Here is a 2,749-nt window from a genome sequence, read left to right as displayed (position 1 = left end):
ATGGATAAAACGGCCAATCGCCGTTTCAGCGTGCTGGTCATTGATGACGAGCCTCAGGTCACTACCGAGCTCTCCGAGTTGCTGGAGTCGCTGCAGGCGCAGTACGACCTCAAATACTGGCCACCACTGGACGCTTGCATCGAGGCGATCGCCGATGATGCTCGAAACGCTGTCATTGAGGCTTCGGATCCGCTCACTCAGGCTGCAACCGACGCATCGCGTCCCTCGTTGGCCGACTACTTCAAGGCCCTGTTCGTAGCCATCACTGAGAACACCCAAGCCCAACATGGATGGATTCCGAATGGCTTCAAACCATCTGACGGCAGCCTCGCATCACTAGCCAACTGTGCGCTGGATCTGGTCGATGATGAACTGCTCGACGGCTCCTACGTTAAACGTCTCCGTCAGCGGCTCCGTGCCTAACGCAGCTTTCCACACTGGCGTGCAGGCCATCGGCAATCGTATGGCGTTTCCTGAAGATGCTGGTAGCTCAGATCGAACAGATCCTTCTGCTCACCGGCGAAGCTCAGCGCTGCGTCAAGCCGCGGTAGCGTGTTCGCGAATCGCGTGACGCTAGTGCCGTCGAAGCTGCTGGCGCCGGCCGCCGAGCACATTGCGATCCGGCGCGCGCTGTTCACTCGGCCCACGTGGAAGTAGCAGTTGCGGCGGCGAGCTAGGACACCCCATGCCTCCATCGTCTGCAGCTTCCACTCGGTGGATCCACCCAGGAATATGCCAACTGCTGGGCTCAGAAGATCGCGCACATCGTCGGGGGCCATACCGTCCTGCACCGCGAGCAGCAGCGTCTGGGGAAATCCCTGCAGGCGCTCAAGCCACTGGAGACTGAAATCCAAGGACTCCATGCCGCCGGCCACAATATCGGGTAAGACCACCCAGTCGGCCTTCTCGCCGACCTTCTCCAGCGCCCGGCCGAAAGCTGTTTCGTCGAACTTCGTACGCGCTCCAGGCACCGTTATCAAGGGCATACCGCTCGAAACCTTCCGTTCGAAGCGCGCCGGCGGCGGAAATCAACAGCCGCCAACCGGCTTCCCGCATCGCCGCCAGGGTAGTGCGTGTTCCTGTGCGGCTTGCGTAGGCCGTCATGGCTGGCGCTGAGTAGCCAAGGCGCTCCTCGATCTCCGGATCGGTGTCTGCGGATCCATCGATGCAGTAGTAATCGGCATACGACATGACGGCTTGGGCTCGGCCGAGGCGCTCGCCGCTTTGGTAGCGCGACAGCCAGCTGGGAACACTGATGCTCATACCCTGGGAATCCTTCGGTGGAGGGATTGCCAGGCTATGCGGGGCTGCTAGTAACCCAAGCTGGCCAGCAAGCTATGAGTTTCGCTTTCCTGCACCTAAAGCGACGGAAATAGCCGCTGGCGTGGTTACAGCCCAGGAATCATGGGAGCTCTCATTCAGGAGGCGCCATAGATGATGCAACAAGCGAATTCGGCCGATCACCCCACGCATCAGGTACCCCCTAGCTCGCAAGGAGATGGCATGGAGGTCGATCTCCCTCACGAGTTCTCTGTTCGCAATATTGCGAAATCCGGCGCTTCTCTTACTCCGCTCAATCAAAGGGCGTTAGCCCGCGTTGATCAGCCGGTGCAAATATCACGCATCAGTCCCCGATATAGCCACTCAAAGGTCGTCCAGAGGGCGTCTCTCGCGGGATGGATTGCCGGCGTGCTCTCAAATTCTGACTGCCCACTTGTACGCATTGGGCATCAAATCGACCAGGTCAGCAATGAAGCGTGGTTCCGCTGGGGATGCCAACCTGCAGAGACGGACTCGAATGCAGACGAAGGTTTCAAGGCAACCTTTTCCCGGGTGCTTCCTGGCAGGGGAGAGGTACTGGAGCGGATAGCTCTTCTGGGCAGAATGCCTGGCTCGCCTGAAATGGATGCGTGGGTACTGGCGGCGCTGGGAATTTCTCACCTGAACCTCATGCCTACTCGTTCCTACGGCGACTCAGCGCAGTTGTTGCTATTCCGGCGTGGGGGAACAAGCTCCGAATTAGGGTGGTCGGTACGTACTCACCGAGAAGTCGAGACCGGTTCAGTCGTCGCGCTTGTCGCGTGTCGGCCAATAGCCTACGCGACTGGTAGGTGGACGCGTTGGATGGTCGGGCGTGGTTTTGACGAGGCCTCAGCGGTTACGGTCGCAGCACTCCGGCGAGAGCTACTTTTCTAGGTCCAGTCAAACGAAAGCCCCGCAGATGAGGCGTTTTCGTCTGTGGACGTTCAGCCTATTGCCCAAGGCAGGACCGATTGGTAGATTAATCGAGCGCAAGGTAGGCGCATCCCACCCGTCGTTGGAAAGCTGGAAACGGCACTACCCGCTAGGCACCGCACACTAGGCCATGCATTTTTTCCATGCCCTAAAGCAACGGAGACGGGTGACGTTCGCGTATTGGGGCGGAGAAAGATCATGCGCCAATCCTCCCTTCATGCTCAGCCTTCCACCATCCGCGGAATCAAACGTCGCGCGAAAGCTATCGCCAAGCAAGCCCAGCTTACCCACCTCGACGCGCTCGATTTGGCAGCTCGCATGGCAGGCTTTGAAAATTTCAAAAACGCGGAGCGCGGTATCCGGCGAGCAGAAAATGCTCCTGCTCTAATCCAGCAGCAGACCTACAGCATTTACCTCTCAGCATACTGGCGGGATATCTCAACTAGGCCAGTTCAAGCGGGACTTGAGACCATTAGGATCGAGCTCCCCAGACCACCGCTTCCTGCGGCGCCAC

At 58.9% G+C, this 2,749-nt stretch carries 1 protein-coding gene and 2 pseudogenes; 2 read left to right on the top strand and 1 reads right to left on the bottom strand.

The genetic code is table 11. From position 1 onward, the window contains the following. Nucleotides 1-90, top strand: a pseudogene (locus tag FAS41_RS29165) (DNA-binding response regulator); the annotation flags it as partial. Nucleotides 91-419: 329 nt separating this feature from the next. Here FAS41_RS29165 and FAS41_RS29160 read toward each other — a convergent pair. Then, complete coding sequence (locus FAS41_RS29160; protein WP_246084963.1) at nucleotides 420-986, bottom strand: hypothetical protein; 567 nt, start codon at nucleotides 984-986, stop codon at nucleotides 420-422. A gap of 1,447 nt (nucleotides 987-2,433) precedes the next feature. On the opposite strand from FAS41_RS29160, the pseudogene FAS41_RS31070 reads away from it, so the two are divergent. After that, nucleotides 2,434-2,749, top strand: a pseudogene (locus FAS41_RS31070) (hypothetical protein); the annotation flags it as partial.

Source organism: Pseudomonas nicosulfuronedens (assembly GCF_005877905.1).
Classification (GTDB): Bacteria; Pseudomonadota; Gammaproteobacteria; order Pseudomonadales; family Pseudomonadaceae; genus Pseudomonas; species Pseudomonas nicosulfuronedens.
The sequence above is the reverse complement of the archived record's forward strand: the minus strand, read 5'-3'. Positions and strand labels throughout refer to the sequence as shown.

Coding starts and splice junctions, on each gene's coding strand:
- FAS41_RS29160 (WP_246084963.1), bottom strand. CDS start 986: ATGCCCTTGATAACGGTGCCTGGAGCGCGTACGAAGTTCGACGAAACA.